Annotated in this window: 13 protein-coding genes; 1 reads left to right on the forward strand and 12 read right to left on the reverse strand. The window is 71.4% G+C overall.

Features of this window, described 5'->3' with window-relative positions:
- The first annotated feature begins 2 nt into the window (after positions 1–2).
- Positions 3–1,094, forward strand: coding sequence for a beta-N-acetylhexosaminidase (gene nagZ, locus CGR01S_RS08265; RefSeq protein WP_042425060.1), 1,092 nt, complete (start codon positions 3–5; stop codon positions 1,092–1,094).
- Positions 1,095–1,104: 10 nt separating this feature from the next.
- Here nagZ and CGR01S_RS08270 read toward each other — a convergent pair whose 3' ends face one another.
- The 12 genes from CGR01S_RS08270 to CGR01S_RS08325 form a co-directional block, all read right to left on the reverse strand.
- Positions 1,105–1,752 carry a mechanosensitive ion channel domain-containing protein gene (locus CGR01S_RS08270; RefSeq protein ID WP_042425063.1) on the reverse strand — a complete coding sequence of 216 codons (648 nt, stop codon included), beginning with the start codon at positions 1,750–1,752 and terminating at the stop codon, positions 1,105–1,107.
- Positions 1,753–1,792: 40 nt separating this feature from the next.
- Complete coding sequence (gene lysS / locus CGR01S_RS08275) at positions 1,793–3,322, reverse strand: lysine--tRNA ligase (RefSeq protein ID WP_042425067.1); 1,530 nt, start codon at positions 3,320–3,322, stop codon at positions 1,793–1,795.
- Positions 3,323–3,400: 78 nt separating this feature from the next.
- A complete protein-coding gene (locus CGR01S_RS08280) occupies positions 3,401–4,033 on the reverse strand; it encodes a sugar transferase (protein WP_042425070.1) in 633 nt (210 codons plus the stop codon).
- Positions 4,034–4,079: 46 nt separating this feature from the next.
- A complete protein-coding gene (locus CGR01S_RS08285; RefSeq protein WP_042425073.1) occupies positions 4,080–5,246 on the reverse strand; it encodes a DegT/DnrJ/EryC1/StrS family aminotransferase in 1,167 nt (388 codons plus the stop codon).
- A gap of 9 nt (positions 5,247–5,255) precedes the next feature.
- On the reverse strand, positions 5,256–6,587 hold the full coding sequence (locus CGR01S_RS08290; protein ID WP_042425076.1) for a UDP-glucose dehydrogenase family protein: 1,332 nt from the start codon (positions 6,585–6,587) through the stop codon (positions 5,256–5,258).
- A 7-nt stretch (positions 6,588–6,594) separates the two neighbouring features.
- The gene (locus CGR01S_RS08295; RefSeq protein WP_042425079.1) at positions 6,595–7,293 is read right to left on the reverse strand and encodes a class I SAM-dependent methyltransferase; all 699 of its coding nucleotides are present in this window, start codon (positions 7,291–7,293) and stop codon (positions 6,595–6,597) included.
- Complete coding sequence (locus CGR01S_RS08300; protein ID WP_042425082.1) at positions 7,290–8,315, reverse strand: glycosyltransferase family 2 protein; 1,026 nt, start codon at positions 8,313–8,315, stop codon at positions 7,290–7,292. The genes CGR01S_RS08295 and CGR01S_RS08300 overlap by 4 nt, the downstream gene beginning before the upstream one ends.
- Positions 8,312–9,370 carry a glycosyltransferase gene (locus CGR01S_RS08305; RefSeq protein ID WP_042425085.1) on the reverse strand — a complete coding sequence of 353 codons (1,059 nt, stop codon included), beginning with the start codon at positions 9,368–9,370 and terminating at the stop codon, positions 8,312–8,314. Before CGR01S_RS08305 ends, CGR01S_RS08300 begins: the two co-directional genes overlap by 4 nt.
- Positions 9,363–9,965, reverse strand: a complete 603-nt coding sequence (locus CGR01S_RS08310; protein WP_042425088.1) for an acyltransferase — start codon at positions 9,963–9,965, stop codon at positions 9,363–9,365. Before CGR01S_RS08310 ends, CGR01S_RS08305 begins: the two co-directional genes overlap by 8 nt.
- Positions 9,949–11,181, reverse strand: coding sequence for a lipopolysaccharide biosynthesis protein (locus CGR01S_RS08315; RefSeq protein ID WP_042425091.1), 1,233 nt, complete (start codon positions 11,179–11,181; stop codon positions 9,949–9,951). Before CGR01S_RS08315 ends, CGR01S_RS08310 begins: the two co-directional genes overlap by 17 nt.
- On the reverse strand, positions 11,178–13,076 hold the full coding sequence (locus tag CGR01S_RS08320) for a polysaccharide biosynthesis protein (RefSeq protein ID WP_042425303.1): 1,899 nt from the start codon (positions 13,074–13,076) through the stop codon (positions 11,178–11,180). Before CGR01S_RS08320 ends, CGR01S_RS08315 begins: the two co-directional genes overlap by 4 nt.
- Before the next feature lie 23 nt (positions 13,077–13,099).
- Positions 13,100–13,738 (reverse strand): LON peptidase substrate-binding domain-containing protein, encoded by a 639-nt coding sequence (locus CGR01S_RS08325; RefSeq protein ID WP_042425305.1) that lies wholly within the window; start codon positions 13,736–13,738, stop codon positions 13,100–13,102.
- Positions 13,739–13,780 lie beyond the last annotated feature (42 nt).

Consider the following 13,780-nt stretch of genomic DNA (forward strand, 5'->3'; position numbering starts at 1 on the left):
GCATGACCGAGCATTCCCCCCTGATCATCGACGTCGCCGGCACCGCCCTCACGGCGGCAGACCGCGCGCGCCTGGCCCACCCGCTGGTGGGCGGCGTCATCCTGTTTGCGCGCAACTGGCAGGACCGCGCGCAACTGCTGCAGCTCACGGCCAGCATCAAGGCGGTGCGCGCCGACCTGCTGATCTGCGTGGACCACGAGGGCGGGCGCGTGCAGCGCTTCAAGACCGACGGCTTCACGCACATCCCGCCCATGCGCGCCTTCGGCGAGCTGTGGCTGGACGACGGCCAGGGGCGCGCCTACCGCGAGGGCAGCGGCGCGCTGCGCGCCATGGACGCGGCCACGGCGGCGGGCTATGTGCTGGGGGCCGAGCTGCGCGCCTGCGGCGTGGATTTTTCCTTCACGCCCGTGCTCGACCTGGACTACGGCGTCAGCGGCGTGATCGGCGACCGCGCCTTCGCGCGCGACCCGCGCGTGGTGACCCTGCTGGCGCGCGCCCTCATGCAGGGCCTGCTGCAGGCGGGCATGGCCCATTGCGGCAAGCATTTTCCTGGGCACGGCTTCGTCCAGGCCGACTCGCACACGGAGATTCCGGTGGACCGGCGCAGCTTCAGCGCCATCCTGCACGACGACGCCGCGCCCTACGGCTGGCTGTCGAGCTCGCTGCAGAGCGTCATGCCCGCGCATGTCATCTATCCCCAGGTGGACAGCCGCCCGGCGGGCTTTTCCGCACGCTGGCTGCAGGACATTCTGCGCGGCCAGCTGCGCTTTGACGGCGCCATCTTCAGCGACGACCTGAGCATGGAGGGCGCGCGGCGCATCGACGGCCGCACGGTGAGCTACACCGACGCCGCCGTCGCGGCCCTGCAGGCGGGTTGCGACCTGGTGCTGCTGTGCAACCAGAGCCTGGGCGAGGGCCACGAGGTCGATGCCCTGATCGGCGGCCTGGCCCAGGCCCAGTCGCAGGGCCGCTGGCAGCCCAGCGCCCGCAGCGAGGAGCGCCGCCTGGCCTTGCTGCCCGAGACCCTGCCCCTGGCCTGGGACGAGCTCATGGTGCACGGCGCCTACATGCGCGCGCTGGATCTGCTGCCCTGAGAGGCAGCGCTCAGGGCACGGCGGGGGTGTCTGCCGCGCTGCCGTCTGCGGCGGGCACCGGCGTGCTGGCGCCCGCATCGGCAGCCGGGCCGTCGGGCCAGCGGCGCACCACGCGCTGGAAGATCAGCGCATTCGGGATTTGCAACAGCGCTCCGGCCTGTGGCGGCGCGCCATCCTGCAGCGTGGTGTAGAGCAGGTTGATGTCCACCACGCGGCCCCTGGCGCCGGGCTTTTCCGCCGTGTCCAGCACCTCGATGGTGTCGCCCAGCTTGAACGGCCGCACGGTGAAGATCAGCAGGGCGCAGAACAGGTTGGAGAGCACGCTCCATGCCGCGAAGAAGGCCACGGCGCCCACGGTGGCAAAGCCGGTGAAGGCGGCCCACAGCACCGAGGCCGATACGCCCAGGCGTTCGAGCACGAGCAGCAGGGCGCTGGCCAGGATGGTCCAGCGGATCAGGCCGTTGACGGAGGTGCGCAGCGCGTGCGGCAGGCCGTAGCGCTCGGCGGCGTGGGCAAACAGCCGGCGCAGCAGGCGCTGCAGCGCCCAGGCGGCCAGCAGGATGAGCAGGATCTGCGCGCCCGGGACGATGAGGTCCAGCCAGTCCTGCACCCACTCGGGCAGGCGCTCTTTCACACTGGGCCGGATCGCGGTTCTCATGTCAGATCCCCATGGCGCGCGGTCATCCCGATGACGGCGCTCAATCCTCGCGCCGCAGCGCCGGGAACAGGATCACGTCGCGGATGCTCTGGCTGTCGGTCAGCAGCATCATCAGGCGGTCTATGCCGATGCCGCAGCCGCTGGCCGGGGGCATGCCGTATTCCAGGGCGCGCACGAAGTCGTGGTCGAAGTACATGGCCTCGTCGTCGCCGCTGTCCTTGGCGTCCACCTGGGCCTGGAAGCGCGCGGCCTGGTCCTCGGCGTCGTTGAGCTCGGAGAAGGCGTTGGCCATTTCGCGGCCCGTGATGTAGAGCTCGAAGCGCTCGGTCACCTCCGGCCGCAGGTCGTTGGCGCGCGCCAGCGGCGAGATCTCGGTGGGGTGCTCCATGATGAAGGTCGGCTGCCAGAGCTGGCTCTCCACCGCCTCCTCGAAGTACAGCACCTGCAGGCCGGCGAGCGTGCGCGCCGAGAGGCGGTCCTTGTCTTCGCTCAGGCCCAGCTTCTTGAGCGCGCTGATGAGCCAGGCAGGGTCGTCCACATGCGCGCCCGCGTCGGTGTACTGGTAGATGGCCTCGCGGATGGTCAGGCGCGCGAACGGCTGGGACAGGTCCACGGCGCGGCCCTGGTAGCTCAGCTGCAGCGTGCCCACGGCCTGCATGGCGGCGTTGCGGATGAGCTGCTCGGTGAAGTCCATCTGGTCGCGGTAGTTCCAGTAGGCCGCGTAGAACTCCATCATCGTGAACTCGGGGTTGTGGCGCACCGAGATGCCTTCGTTGCGGAAGTTGCGGTTGATCTCGAACACGCGCTCGAAGCCGCCCACCAGCAGGCGCTTGAGGTACAGCTCGGGCGCGATGCGCAGGTACATCTCCTGCTCCAGCGCGTTGTGGTGCGTCACGAAGGGGCGCGCATTGGCCCCGCCGGGAATGGGGTGCAGCATGGGCGTCTCGACCTCCAGGAAGCCGTGCTGCACCATGAAGTCGCGGATGGCGCTGATGGCCTTGCTGCGCGCGACGAAGCGCTGGCGCGCGCTCTCGTCGGTCATCAGGTCCACGTAGCGCTGGCGGTACTTCATCTCCTGGTCCGCGATGCCGTGGAACTTGTCGGGCATGGGGCGCAGGCTCTTGGTGAGCAGGCGCAGGCGCGTCACGTGCACGGAGAGCTCGCCGGTGCGCGTCTTCATGAGCGTGCCTTCGGCGCCGACGATGTCGCCCAGGTCCCAGTGCTTGAAGGCGGCGTAGAGCTCCTCGCCCAGGGCGTCGCGCGTCACGTAGAGCTGGATGCGGCCCGAGCCGTCCTGCACCGTCGCAAAGCTGGCCTTGCCCATCACGCGCTTGAGCATCATGCGGCCGGCCAGGCACACGGCCACGCCCTGGGCCTGCAGGGCTTCGGCGTCCGCCGCGGCGTACTGCTGCTGCAGCGCGGCGGCATGGTGCGTGGGCTTGAAGTCGTTGGGGAAGGCCACGCCCCGGCCCTGGGCCTGCGCCTCGCGCAGGGCGCGCAGTTTCTCGCGGCGCTCGGCGATGAGCTGGTTCTCGTCCTGGGGGGAAGGGGGGGTGTGCTGTTCAGACATAGGGGCCGTCGCTGCGGGGCGTGAAAAGGGCGGCCGATGCGGCCAGAAGGGGCGGCCGATGCGGCCAAACTCGCGATTTTACGGCGGTGCGCTTCCGTGCGGCGGCGCCGCGCCCTGCCAGCCCAGCACGGCCAGTGCCGTGCGGGCAATGATGCGCAGGTCCAGCCACAGGCTGCGCTGTTGCACGTAGTCGCAGGCGTGGCGCAGCTTGACGGGCAGGATCTGCTCCACATAGGTGCGCTCGGGGTCGGCGCTGGCGGCCAGCAGGCCGGCCTCGTCGCGGAAGGCGAGCGAGGCCAGGTCGGTGATGCCGGGGCGCACGCTCAGCACGGTGGCGCGCTGCGCGGCCGGGTACAGCGCCACGTAGCGCGGCACCTCGGGGCGCGGGCCCACCACGCTCATCTCGCCGCGCAGCACGTTGAAGAACTGCGGCAATTCATCGAGCTTGCTGCGGCGCAGCCAGGCGCCCGCGCGCGTGACGCGCGGGTCCCGCCCCACGGTGATCTGCAGCCCGGCGGCCTCGGCGTTCACCTGCATGGTGCGGAACTTGAGGATGGCAAACGGCCGCCCGCCGCGCCCCACGCGCTGCTGGCGAAACAGCACCGGCCCCGGCGAATCGAGCCGCACCCACAGCGCGACCAGCAGCAGCACGGGTGACAGCAGCACCAGCGCCGTGGCGGCACAGGCAATGTCGAACAGGCGTTTGCCCATCTCAGTGGTCCTTGGCGCTGCGCGCCACGGGGGGTGTGGCATCGCCCTAGCCCAGCAGTTCCTGCAGCGCGGCGATGACGCGGTCCTGGTCCGCATCCTGCATGGCAGTGAACAGCGGCAGGCTGACCATGGATTGGTAGGCCGCGTCGGCCTGCGGAAACTGTTCGGCGCGCAGTTGGTAGCGGTCGCGCCAGTAGGGGTGGCGGTGCAGCGGCACATAGTGCACGCTGGTGCCGATGCCGCGGTCCGACAGGGCCTGGATCAGCGCATCGCGCTCCAGGCGGGCGCCCGGCGCCAGGCGCACCACGTACAGGTGCCAGGCGTGCACATCGCCCATCGGCGCGCAGGCGGGCAGCACCAGGGGCAGGCCGGCCAGTTGCGCATGGTAGCGCTGCGCCAGATATTCGCGCCGCTGCACGAACTGCGGCAGACGCTGCAATTGCACCATGCCCAGGGCGGCGGCGGTGTCGGTCAGGTTGTACTTGAAACCGGGTGCCACCACCTCGTAGTACCAGGCCGGCGTCTTGGAGGTGAAGCGGTCGAAGGCGTCGCGGCTCATGCCGTGCAGGCGCATCACGCGCATGCGCTCGGCCAGTTTCGGATCGCGCGTCACGGCCATGCCGCCTTCGCCGGTGGTGATGGTCTTGTTGGCGTAGAAGCTGAACACTGTCACGTCGGAGTCGAGCTGTCCCACGAGCTGGCCTTGCCAGGTGGTGGGCAGGGCGTGCGCGGCGTCTTCCACCACTTTCAGGCCGTGTTCGCGCGCAATGGCCAGGATGGCGTCCATGCGGCAGGCCAGGCCCCCATAGTGCACCGGCATGATGGCGCGGGTAGCCGGCGTGATGGCGGTGCGGATGGCCTCGGGGGCAATGTTCAGCGTCACCGGGTCCACGTCCACCAGCACCGGGTCGGCGCCGAGGTAGCGCACCACCTCCACGGTGGCGGTGAAGGTCAGCGTGGGCGCGATCACCTCGTCGCCCGGGCCGATGCCCAGAGCCTCCAGCGCCAGGTGCAGGCCGGCCGTGGCGGAGTTGACGGCGATGGACTGCAAACCGTTGCCGCCCAGGTAGTCGGTGAAGGCCTGCTCGAAAGCGCGGGCACGGGGGCCGGTGGTGACCCAGCCCGAGCGCAGGGCCTCGGTGACGGCGGCGATTTCGGCGTCGCCGATGTCGGGGCGGGCGAAGGGCAGGAAGGGGGGGGCGGTGTCGGACATGGTGAGGGTTCAGGGGGTGCCACGGCCGATGGCGTGGTATTCGATGCCCAGCGCGCGCATGTCGGCGGGTTCGAACAGGTTGCGGCCGTCGAAGAGGACCGGCTGGCGCAGCGTGGCGGCCAGGTGGGCGAAGTCGGGGCTGCGGAACTCTCTCCACTCGGTCACGATGACGAGCGCATCCGCACCTTCGAGCACGGCATTGGCCTGGTCCAGCAGGCGCAAGCCCGTGCGTTCGCCCAGTGCGATGCGCGCCTGCGCCAGCGCCACGGGGTCGTAGGCGGCGACTTCGGCGCCGAGGGCCAGCAGGCGCTCGATGAGGGTCAGGCTCGGTGCCTCGCGCATGTCGTCCGTGCCCGGCTTGAAGGCCAGGCCCCAGAGCGCAAAACGCCGCCCGCGCAGGTCCGGCCCGAAGCGGGCCACGATCTTGTCCACCAGCACCTGCTTCTGGCGCTCGTTCACGGCCTGCACGGCCTGCAGGATGGTCAGGTCCTGCCCGGCCTCGCGCGCGGTGTGTACCAGGGCCTTCACGTCCTTGGGAAAGCAGGACCCGCCATAGCCCGTGCCCGCGTAGAGGAAATGCGTGCCGATGCGCGGGTCGGTGCCGATGCCCGTGCGCACCTGTTCGATATCGGCACCCAGCTTCTCGGCCAGCAGGGCCAGCTCGTTCATGAAGCTGATGCGCGTAGCCAGCATGGCGTTGGCCGCGTACTTGGTGAACTCGGCGCTGCGCACGTCCATCACGATCAGGCGGTCGCGGTTGCGCATGAAGGGTGCGTAGAGCTGGTGCAGCGTCTGGGCCGCCTGGGGATCGTCGGCGCCCACGACCACGCGGTCCGGGCGCATGAAGTCCTGCACGGCCGAGCCCTCCTTGAGGAACTCGGGGTTGGACGCCACCGAAAACGCCAGCGCCGGCAGGCCGCGCGCCTGCAGCACCTGCGCTACCGCCTCGCGCACGCGGTCCGCCGTACCCACGGGGACGGTGCTCTTGTTCACGATGAGCCGGGGCTCCTGCATGCGCTCGGCGATGGCCTGCGCGGCGGCGAGCACATGCTGCAGGTCGGCCGAGCCATCTTCGCCCGCAGGCGTGCCCACGGCGATGAATTGCACGCTGCCGTGCGCCACGGCGTGGTCCACGTCGCCCGTGAAAGCCAAGCGCCCGCTGCGCGTGTTGCGCAGCACGATATCGAGCAGGCCGGGCTCGTGGATGGGCAACTGGCCATTCTGCAGCGTGGCGATGCGCTCGGTGTCGCGGTCCAGGCAGACCACCTGGTTGCCCATCTCCGAGAGGCAGGCGCCCGTGACCAGGCCCACGTAACCGGTTCCGACGACAGTGATTTTCATGCTCGATTCACAGAGGTTTGACCGCCCAGGTGAGGCGGTGCGTGCGCAACGGGGGCAGCAGCAGCGAGGTCGGGGCGATGAGCCCGGCGGGCAGCCGCCGCGCGACCGGTGGCGCCAGCGTCAGGCGGCGCGAATGCAGCCGCGCGCCGGGGAACAGGGCGCGCAGTTCGGACAGCGGCAGTTTGCGCACATCGGGATTGTGCGGGTTGTTGACGACGAAGTCATACACCAGCACGCCGCCGCCCGGCGCCACCCAGCGCCACAGGGTGCGCGCGAACTGCTGCCGGTAGGCGGGGTCGAGCAGCGAGCTGAATACGGTAAAGGCCAGCACGGCCTGCTGGCTGCCATCTGCCACGGGAGCGGCGCAGGCGTCGCCAGCGATGAGCTGCACGCCGCCCGGCAGCACAGCGCGCGCGGCGGCGGCACGCTCGGGCAGCAACTCGATGCCGGTCAACTGCGTGGGCGCGGCGCCCAGGCGCAGCAGGTCCAGCAGGTTGCCGCCGCTGCCGCAGCCCACTTCGAGCAGCGTGCGGCCCGACAGGTCGGTCCAGCCATGCGCACGCCACAGGCGCGCCAGGACACGCAGGCGTTCCTGTTGCGCCTGCAATGCGGCCGCGTTGGCGTACAGGCTGTAGCGCTGTGCGTCGGCGCTGCTGTCGCGCCGGGCGTAGCGTGCCTGTACAGCCTGGGTTTCGGGCGTGCTCATCGCGTGATTCTCGCGAAGCGCTGCGCGGGCGGGCGCTTGCGCAGCACATCCCACAGGCCCTGCCAGGTGCCCCAGCCATAGCCGAGGTGGAAGGCCGTGATCACCGCGGGCAGGCGCGGCAGCGCGCGCCAGGACCCGGCGGCGTGTGCCGCCGCCACGCTCGCCATTGCCAGATAACCGCCGTAGAGCGCCAGCAGCGCGGTGGCGGGCCAGGCCGACCAGGGCAGCAGCAGGGCGCAGAGCACGAGCGCGGCGACGAACAGCGCGGGTACGAGCTGGCGCGGCGAACCTGGCTGGCCGTGCTTGCGCACCACGAAGGGCCGCCAGTAGCCGTACTGCTGCTGCTGGGCATAGAGGTGGCGCAGCGAGCCGCGCGGGTGGTAAACCGAATGGATCGTGCCGCTCTGCCAGATGCGGCCGCCGCCCAGGCGCAGGCGCAGGTTGTGTTCGTCGTCCTGGTTGCGCACCAGCGCCTCGTCGAACAGGCCGAAACGCGCGAACGCCTCGCGCCGCCAGCAGCCCAGGTACACGGTGTCGACCGCGCCTTCGTAGGCCGGGTCGCGCGAGCGCGCGCCGCCCACCACCCAGCGGCACTGGAAGGCCGCCGCGATGGCTTCGCCCATGGGGCCGGTGCCCTGCGCGATCCAGGGGCCGCCCACGTTGTCGGCACCGCTGCGCACCAATGTCTCGATGCAGCGCGCCAGGTAGTCCGGGGCGAACTGGGTGTGGATGTCGAGCCGGGCAATCACCTCGCCCTGGGCGCGCGCGATGCAGGCATTGAGCCCGGTGGAGACGATGCGGTCCGGGTTGTCCACCCACACCAGGCGCGCGTCGTGCGCGCAGCGCTCCTGCAGGCGCGCGCGCGTGCCGTCGTCGCTCTCGCCGTCGGCGATCAGCACTTCCATGCGCCAGCCTGCGGGCAACTGCTGGCGCAGCACCGAGTCGCAAAAGGCGTCGATGAAGGCGGCCTCGTTGCGGCAGGGGGCGATCACGCTGAGCAGATGGGGGGTGGGGGCGGTCATGGCAGTAGTTTCCGGTACAGCCGGTCCATGCGGTCCATCTGCGCCTTGCGGTCGCCGTCCAGAGCGATGCGCTCGGCATTGCGCTCGCCGGCCTGGCGCGCCAGTGCATCGTCGCTGGCCAGCCGCTGCAGCACGCGGGCCAGCGCGGGCGCGTCGCCCGCGGGTACCAGCAGTTCGGGGGTGATCCACTGCCGGTTGGCGGGCAGGTCGCTGGCGACCACGGCCAGGCCGCAGGCCATGCTCTCCAGCATGGCCACGGAGGTGGCGTCGCTGGTTGGCACGCTGACCGAGATCTTGCAGCGCGCCAGCACGGCGGCCATGCCCGCATCGTCGAGCCGGCCATGGAACACCACGCTCTGCGCCAGGCCCAGCGCCTGCACCTGCGCGCGCAGCGCGGCTTCGAGCGCGCCGCCGCCCAGCAGGTGCAGCTGCAGCGGCGCACCGGGCAGTTGCTGGCGCAGCAGCGCGAAGGCCTCGATCAGCGTGCCGATCTGGTAGTTGGGCTCCCAGGCGCGCAGGCTCACGATGTGCAGGCCGTCCTTGTGCTCCCAGGGCGCGGGGGCGAAGCGCGCGCGGTCCACGCCCCAGTGGATCTCGTGCACCGGGGCACGCGGGTGGTATTGCCGTGCGGCCTCCACCAGGCTGGCCGAGTCGCCGGTGAGGAGGTCGGCGCGGCGCAGGATCCAGCCGGTGAGCCAGCGCATCCACGGGTGGGTGTGCGGCGTGACGAGCAGGTCGCTGCCCCAGGCCGTCATCACCAGCGGGTGACGGCCGCAGCGTGCGGCCAAGTAGCCGTAGGAGGTGACATAGTGCGCATGCACGATGTCGGGCGCCAGCTCGTGCACATGGCGGCGCGCCGCGCCTGCGCGCAGCAGCCAGTCGGCCTGGCGCCGCACCGGCGGCAGGATGCGCTGCTCCACGCCGTCGAGCGGTTCGGGCCGCGCCGTGACGAGGGAGACACGCCAGCCGCGCGCGCGCATCTCCAGCGCCCAGCGCCGCGTGTGCGGGCTGTTGGCGTCGCCGAGCAGGCACAGGTGGGGCGGCCTGTCAGCCATGCCCGGGCTCCGCGCGGGGCAGCTCGCCGGCCCAGGCGGCGTAGTGGGCGGCCATGTCCGGGTGCTGGGCGAGCAGGCGGGCGTCGCGCACCCGCACATCGCCCACGGGGCGCGCCGGCACCCCGGCGACGATGGCAAAATCCGGCACCGTGCCGCGCACGCGCGAGTGGGAACACACCACCACGCCCTTGCCGATGCGGCTGCCCGCCTCGATCACGCTGTGCGGGCCGATGAAGCTGTAGGCGCCGATGTCCACGCCCGCGCGCACGTAGCCCGGCATCTCGCCCGTGTGGCTGGTGAAGTGGCGGCCCAGCAGCCGGATGCTGCGGTGCGAGCTGTGCGTGAGGATGCTCACATAGTTCGTGATCTGCACGCCCTCGCCGATGCGCAGCCCCCCCGAGGCCTCCAGGTAATTGAACTGGCCGATGAAGACATGGTCGGCGAGCTCCAGGCCCTGGGGATGGTCGATGCAGGTGCTGGGAGCGATGCGCGTGTGCGCCAGCGCACGGCCGTTGCGGTCCTGCTCGCCGAACACCATGCGGAAGAAGAGCTGCCGCCACAGTGCGCGGCGCCAGCGGTTAAGCCAGGCTCTCATGGGGAACCTCCTTCCAGTGTGCCAGGGCATGGAAATAGTAAAGAAAGTACGCTGCCATGGCGGCCGAAACACTCCAGGCCGCCCCCTCCAGCCCGCCCCACCGTAAACCGGGGATGAGCGCGGCAAAGAACACCGCCTGCCCCACCAGCGACAGGCGCAATGCCCAGGGCTGTGCGCGCCAGGCCAGCGTGACCACGGCGAGCGGCGAGGCGATGAAATGCAGGCCGATGTACAGCGCCAGCCCCCGCGCGAGCGCCCCCGTGCCGCCCCAGTGCGCGCCGAACGCCCAGGTGAACAGGCCGGGCCCCCACAGCAGCAGCACGGCAGCCAGGGGGACGGCGAGCAGGGCCAGCGCCAGCATGCTGCGGCGCACCAGGGCGCGGGCCTGGTCGGCGCTGTGCGCCTGCACCAGTTGCGGGTACAGCGCTTGCGACAGCGCGCCGCCCAGCAGCGTGGCCGGTGCCTTGAGGTAGCGCAACGCTAGCGCCCAGAAGCCTGCGGCCGCGTCGCCCGCCCAGGCGGCGACCAGCAGCAGGGCCAGGGTGTCCTGCAGGGCGCCCAGAAAGGCGTGCGGCGTGTTGTAGAGCGGGAAGTCGCGGTGGCGCCGTGCCATGGTCCGCAGCCGCTGCAGCGGCTGGCGCACCAGGCCCTGCCAGCCCCCGTGCGGCGCAGGCCGGGCCAGCAACCCGGCCGCTGCCAGCGCCGCCAGCACCGGCCCCAGCACCAGCCCCCACAGCCCGGCGTGCAGCAGGCCCAGCAGCACCTGCAGCACGGCGCCGCCGCCCTGCTGCAGCAGGCGCGCCGCCGCCAGCAGGCCAAAGCGCTGCCCGCGCGTCGCCCACATGCCCAGCCATTGCACGCTGCCCGTGCCCAGCACCGCCAGCGGCAGCAGCCAGGCCTGCGCCAGGCCCTGCCACCACCACAGCGCCAGCCCCACGGGCAGGGCCAGGGCGGCCGCACCCAGGAGGATGCGTGCACACAGCGCCATCAGCAGGGCGGCGGACCGGGCACGCGGCTCCAGCGGCAGGGCAAACTCGTAGCGTGCACAGGCCACCACGGCGAGGTTGGCCGCCACGGCCCACAGCAGTGCGAAGCGGCCGAAGTCTTCGGGTGCATACAGGCGCGTGAGCGCCGGGCCCAGCAGCAGGGGCAGCGCATGCGCCAGCACGCTGCCCGTCAGCAGCGTGAACGTGGCCCGCAGCAGCGTCGGAGTCATGGCTGCGCGCTGGAGGGCGGCTGGTAGCCGGGCACCAGCGTGCGCAGCAGGGCCTTGAGGGCCGCGCCGTCGTTCGCCTGCGCGTTGCGCTGTAACTGCTCCAGCAGGGGCTGCAAGGCCGGCCAGGGCAGATGCTCCTCGCAGGCGCGCAGGATGCGCGGGTGCGCCGTTGGCAGGGGCTGGTCGGCGATGAGCAGCTCTTCGTAGAGCTTTTCGCCTGGGCGCAGGCCGGTGAACTCGATGGCGATGTCGCCCAGGGGGTGCTGCGCGTCGCGTACCGTCAGGCCCGAGAGCGCCACCATGCGCCGTGCCAGGTCCACGATGCGCACGGGCTCGCCCATGTCCAGCAGGAACAGGTCGCCGCCTTCGGCGAGGGCACCGGCCTGCAGCACGAGCTGGGCGGCCTCGGGGATGGTCATGAAATAGCGCGTGACCTCGGGGTGCGTGACCGTGACCGGGCCGCCCGTGGCGATCTGGCGCCGGAACAGCGGGATCACGCTGCCGCTGGAGCCCAGCACATTGCCAAAGCGCACCATGGAAAAGCGCACCGGGCATTGCCAGGGCGCGGCGCTGCCTGCGGCCGCCCAGGGCGCGGCGCGGCTGGCGGCCACGGCCTGCAGAATCAGCTCGGCCACGCGCTTGCTCGCCCCCATCACATTGGTCGGGCGCACGGCCTTGTCGGTGGAGATGAGCACGAAATGCTGCGCCCCGTGCGCCAGCGCCATGCGCACCATGGTGAGCGTGCCAAAGACGTTGTTGAGCACGCCTTCGCCGGCGTTGGCCTCCACCATGGGCACGTGCTTGTAGGCGGCGGCGTGGTAGATGCAGTGCGGGCGGTGGGCTGCGCAGATGCCCTCCATGCGCTGCGCATCGCACACGCTGGCCAGCAGCGGCACGAGCTCGCAGCCGTGCGCGCCCTGGGCCTGCAGTTCGTGGTGGATGCGGTAGAGCGCGAATTCGCTGTGGTCCACCAGCAGCAGCCGTGCCGGCCCCTCGTGCACGATCTGGCGGCACAGCTCGCTGCCGATGCTGCCGCCGGCACCCGTCACCATGACGACTTGGCCCGCGAGGTTGCGGCCCAGCAGGCCGGGCAGGGGCGCCACGGGCTCGCGCCCCAGCAGGTCTTCGATGTCCAGGTCCTGGAAGTCCGCCACCGTCACGCGGCCGCTGGCCAGGTCCGAGAGCCCGGGCAGGGTGCGGATGCGCACAGGCAGGCGGCCCAGGCTTTCGATGATCTGGCGCCGGCGCTGGCGCGTGGTGCTGGGCACGGCCAGCAGCACATCGGTGACGTGCAGGCGCTGCACCACCTCGGCCAGGTCCTGCGGCCCATACACGCGCACGCCGTTGATGCTGCGCCCGACCTTGCCCGCGTCGTCGTCGACAAAGCCCTGCAACTGGTACTGGCGCATGCCTACCAGTCCGGCGGCGGTCTGCGCGCCGGCGCTGCCCGCACCGTAGATCAGCAGGCGCCGCGAGGCCGCGTCCGGGCGGCCGGCCAGCCAGAGCCAGGCCAGAGCGCGGCTGGTGCCCACGAGCAGCAGAAACATCAGCGGCTGCAGAATGCCCACGCTGCGCGGCACGCCCTCCCACTGCGCGACCAGCAGAATGGCCAGCAGCAGTGCCCCGTACAGGGCTACGGCCTTGCCGGTGGTAAGCAGGGCGCGGATGCCGGTGTAGCGGAAGATGGCGCGGTACAGCCCCAGGTGCACGAAGATGGGAAAGGCCAGCAGCGGCCCCAGCCCGTACACCAGCCATTGCAGGCCGGTGGGCCGGTGCAGGGTATCCAGGCGCAGCGAGAAGGCCAGCCACATGGCCAGCAGGCCCATGCCCGTGTCGAGCAGCGCGACGAACAGGCGCTTGGCCGCGCGCGGCCAGAGCAGCATGCTGTCGAGCATGTCGTGGGAGGGAGCGCTGGCGGTCATGGCGCGGCAATGCCCGTGCGTTCGAGCAGGTCGTTGACCAGCTCCAGCCGCACCAGGGGCGAGTCCAGTTGCATCAGGCGCTGCTTGAGTTCCAGCGGGATGGGCAGCAGCTCGCACCAGCGGTTGGCGACCCAGCCGCAGTCGTCGGGCTGCTCCCCGGGCGTGCCGGGGGCCGGGGCGCGCTGCTGCAGGGCGGTGCGCACCCGGGCCAGGGCCTGCGCTGCGGTCTGCAGGTGCGGCGGCACCGGCACGGGCGCGTCGCCGGGCAGCAGCTCCACGTCGGCCACCCACAGGCCATGGGGCAGCATGTGGCTGTGCAGAATGCGAAAACGCGGGCCGCCGTGGCATTCCAGCGTGACCAGGCCGGGTTGCGGCGCGTCGAACTGGCCGATGGTGCACAGCGTGCCCACCTCGTGCAACTGCTCGGGGGCGGCGCCGGCGCGGCGCACCTCGTGCCCCTGGCGCAGGCCCACGACGCCGAAGGGCGCGCCCGCCTGGCGGCATTTGCGCACCATGTCGAGGTAGCGTACCTCGAAGACCCTGAGCGGCAGCACCCCGCCCGGAAACAGCAGGGTCTGGAGCGGGAACAGCGGCAGGCTGTTCAGGGTGAGGGGCAGTGAATCGGCTGGCTGCATGGCGCGCACGGGCAAGGGGCTATCATCCCATGCCGCCGTGCG

The sequence above is a fragment of the Comamonas granuli NBRC 101663 genome (assembly GCF_000739995.1).
Classification (GTDB): domain Bacteria; phylum Pseudomonadota; class Gammaproteobacteria; order Burkholderiales; family Burkholderiaceae_C; genus Simplicispira; species Simplicispira granuli.

Excerpts from the sequence above, each read along its gene's own strand:
- CGR01S_RS08325 (WP_042425305.1), bottom strand. The coding sequence starts at position 13,738 with ATGCAGCCAGCCGATTCACTGCCCCTCACCCTGAACAGCCTGCCGCTG.
- lysS (WP_042425067.1), bottom strand. The coding sequence starts at position 3,322 with ATGTCTGAACAGCACACCCCCCCTTCCCCCCAGGACGAGAACCAGCTC.
- CGR01S_RS08310 (WP_042425088.1), bottom strand. The coding sequence starts at position 9,965 with ATGAGAGCCTGGCTTAACCGCTGGCGCCGCGCACTGTGGCGGCAGCTC.
- CGR01S_RS08270 (WP_042425063.1), bottom strand. The coding sequence starts at position 1,752 with ATGAGAACCGCGATCCGGCCCAGTGTGAAAGAGCGCCTGCCCGAGTGG.
- CGR01S_RS08285 (WP_042425073.1), bottom strand. The coding sequence starts at position 5,246 with ATGTCCGACACCGCCCCCCCCTTCCTGCCCTTCGCCCGCCCCGACATC.
- CGR01S_RS08320 (WP_042425303.1), bottom strand. The coding sequence starts at position 13,076 with ATGCTCGACAGCATGCTGCTCTGGCCGCGCGCGGCCAAGCGCCTGTTC.
- CGR01S_RS08305 (WP_042425085.1), bottom strand. The coding sequence starts at position 9,370 with ATGGCTGACAGGCCGCCCCACCTGTGCCTGCTCGGCGACGCCAACAGC.
- CGR01S_RS08290 (WP_042425076.1), bottom strand. The coding sequence starts at position 6,587 with ATGAAAATCACTGTCGTCGGAACCGGTTACGTGGGCCTGGTCACGGGC.
- CGR01S_RS08280 (WP_042425070.1), bottom strand. The coding sequence starts at position 4,033 with ATGGGCAAACGCCTGTTCGACATTGCCTGTGCCGCCACGGCGCTGGTG.
- nagZ (WP_042425060.1), top strand. The coding sequence starts at position 3 with ATGACCGAGCATTCCCCCCTGATCATCGACGTCGCCGGCACCGCCCTC.
- CGR01S_RS08315 (WP_042425091.1), bottom strand. The coding sequence starts at position 11,181 with ATGACTCCGACGCTGCTGCGGGCCACGTTCACGCTGCTGACGGGCAGC.
- CGR01S_RS08295 (WP_042425079.1), bottom strand. The coding sequence starts at position 7,293 with ATGAGCACGCCCGAAACCCAGGCTGTACAGGCACGCTACGCCCGGCGC.
- CGR01S_RS08300 (WP_042425082.1), bottom strand. The coding sequence starts at position 8,315 with ATGACCGCCCCCACCCCCCATCTGCTCAGCGTGATCGCCCCCTGCCGC.